This is a genomic window from Methylomonas sp. BG-2 (genome assembly GCF_057766305.1).
In genome coordinates this window covers 1-2,436 of sequence record NZ_JBYMAP010000380.1, presented here as the reverse complement: position 1 = coordinate 2,436, position 2,436 = coordinate 1, and the positions used below count along the sequence as shown (strand labels likewise).

Genomic DNA, 2,436 nt, shown 5'->3' with positions numbered 1-2,436 from the left:
GCGGCGGCTTCAGCGCGGCGGTGGTGGTAAGCGGCCCAACGGGCCTGTAACACCCCCAGCTCCAGGCTATCCGGCGCTTGCGTTAGCGCCTCGGCCATGCGTCGTTCGGCTTCGGCTCGGTCGCCGGGCGCGCCGCTCAGCCAGTAGCGCTGGGCGGCGACCTGCGCCCGGCTCGCCGCGCCGTCCGTTACCCAATCGGTCGCCAGCTTCGCGAGAACCAACCCATCGCGTTGGTAATCGCTGGTTTCGAATGCCCCGAACCAGGCCAACGCCAAGCCGAACCGCGCGGCCAGCGTCCAGATCGCCGCCGCGAGTAACAGCCGCGCGGCGCGCTTTGGGCGAATGCCGGGGGTGGACCCGGCCGGCCGGGACATGGCCTGAGCGACGACTTACCAGGGCTCGGCCAGATACGGGAATTCGGTCAAGAACGGTTTGTCGTTTTTAACCGGATTCGGCGTGGTTTTGGGCTCGATCGGCGCGGACGCCCACAGCGCCGGATTGTTCAAGGATTCCACGCTGCAAGGTTTGCCGCCGCAACCGTTTTCCATGTCCAGAAACAGGGACAAAAACCGGGTCGCCACCTGATCTTCCAGCCGCCGGCCGAACGGCCAGGAGCCGTTGGTATCCATGTCTATCGAAGCCACGTTCGGAATAAAAATCTCGAAAGTGCGCGGCGGTTTGATGTCCAGACCTTTGACGTTCCAACTGTTGTCCGGCATGTTGACCCGTTGAAAAAAGCATTTTTTGGAGCGCTTGAAGGCCTCGATCGCTAGATCGTAAGTTTTGAACACCGAGACCGGCGCATTGGAATGATCGAAGCAACTGTTCAGCCCCAGCGCATTGATCGACGGCCCGAAACCCCAGCCCAGATGGGCAAAGCGTTTCACGTAAACCTCGCCGAGTTTGACGTTGTCGGCCAGTTGTTTTTCGTCTTCCCGCAGATTTAGCGCGGCATCCAGGAAGGGCACGCCGTCGACGTCCACTTTTTTGTAATCGCTCAAGCGGTTATTAAAACCGGCTGCCGGCGCCGGCGATTCGTGCGCGCCGCCGAGCTTGGCCAGCAGCGACCATTGGCTGTGTTCCGGTATCGCCTTGGCCTTGGCAGAAGCGCGCAGCATCCAGCTTTCGCCCCAGGTTCGGACGATGCGTTCGGTTTCCGGGGTTTTAGTCAAAAACTTCAGCGGCAATTCCAGCACGATGGCGTTGACGTTGCCGCCGGCGCGGGCGTCCTGGCCGCTATACACGAAGCGGAAATTGCCGTTGGCATCCTTGTAAAACCGGTTGCCGTTCCAGGTCAAAGGCTGCTTGGGCAGGTCTTTTTTGACCGTGATGCCCCATTCCGGCAGGTTTTTGTCGTAATTGAAGAAGCTGTTGCCTTCCAGTTCCAGCAAAGTCTTGGGAATCCGGGCTTCGGCCGACTTTTTGTCCTTGACCGGTACGTGGTAGTACTGCGGCGTGTAGTTGATGGATCGGAAAAAGCCGGGCAAGTCGTTGAAAAAGGCGTCGTCGCGGCCGCCGACAAAGGTTTTGATCGCGAATCCGTCCGGCGTTTTCAGTTCGACGACTTTGTTGGTGTCGATGACTTGCGAGAAATCGCCGCCCGGAAAGCCCAGAAAATCCAGTTTTGCTTGGTTCTGCTGGTTGAAGGTGACCCGAACTTCGCCGGGCTTGAAATTAATATATTTTTTGCCGACCGCTTCGGCGTAGCCCAGCAGGTTTTTCAAATCGATTTGATCGCCCATGCCCAGCGCGGCCCGTGGGTCGGGATCGAATTGAATCCGGTAGAGCAGATCGGTATCGAACACCCCGGCCTGGGGGATGGAGGCGAAGGTCAAGGCCACGACGACTTGCTCGCCCTGGCCTTGGTCGGCGCTGGGGTAGCCGAACAGGTCGTACAAATCGGCGGCGCTGGGCGGAATGTCGGCGAAGATCGAGTTGATGGCATTGGGGTCGTTATGGTCGGCGGCTCGGCCGAACAGCGGTATGAGGCATAGCCCGAGCGTGGCGAGACCGATTCGGGTTTTACCTGCGGTGCGAAATGAACGGAAGATGTGCATGGCTGTGATCCCCTTCTGTAGTTGTTGTAGGGAAAGCGCCGTTTGGCGGGTACGCGCGCCGAGCCGGACCGGATGCGGCGAAATGATGCGAGAGCGTCGAAACGGAGTTTGCAAGCTAACCCCAGCGCAAAAGAAAGTCAACGTTACGAAAAGTAAGCTTATTTCCGGAACCAAGGCCGGATCATTTTGCAATGGCCTATCGTCTAAATCAGGTGAAAAAATTCACAGCTTAAAAATTTTTTTTGGACTACGCTTCACACAATTGGCAATTCGCCAACACCTTCGAAGGGGGTAGACGGTGATTTCAGCGGTAGGCTGGTTGACTTACGCAGGTCGCGCGTCCCGCGCCAAACCTAGCGCCATTGCTGCGCCGCAACGC

2 protein-coding genes are annotated in these 2,436 nt (G+C 58.6%); both read right to left on the bottom strand.

Features of this window, described 5'->3' with window-relative positions; translation table 11 throughout:
* The coding region (locus AC3B8H_RS20380) for a hypothetical protein (RefSeq protein WP_488443350.1) at positions 1 to 374 on the bottom strand (374 nt) is incomplete at its 3' end.
* Between the two features lie 15 nt (positions 375 to 389).
* Positions 390 to 2,057 (bottom strand): DUF4331 family protein, encoded by a 1,668-nt coding sequence (locus tag AC3B8H_RS20375; RefSeq protein ID WP_488443349.1) that lies wholly within the window; start codon positions 2,055 to 2,057, stop codon positions 390 to 392.
* Positions 2,058 to 2,436 lie beyond the last annotated feature (379 nt).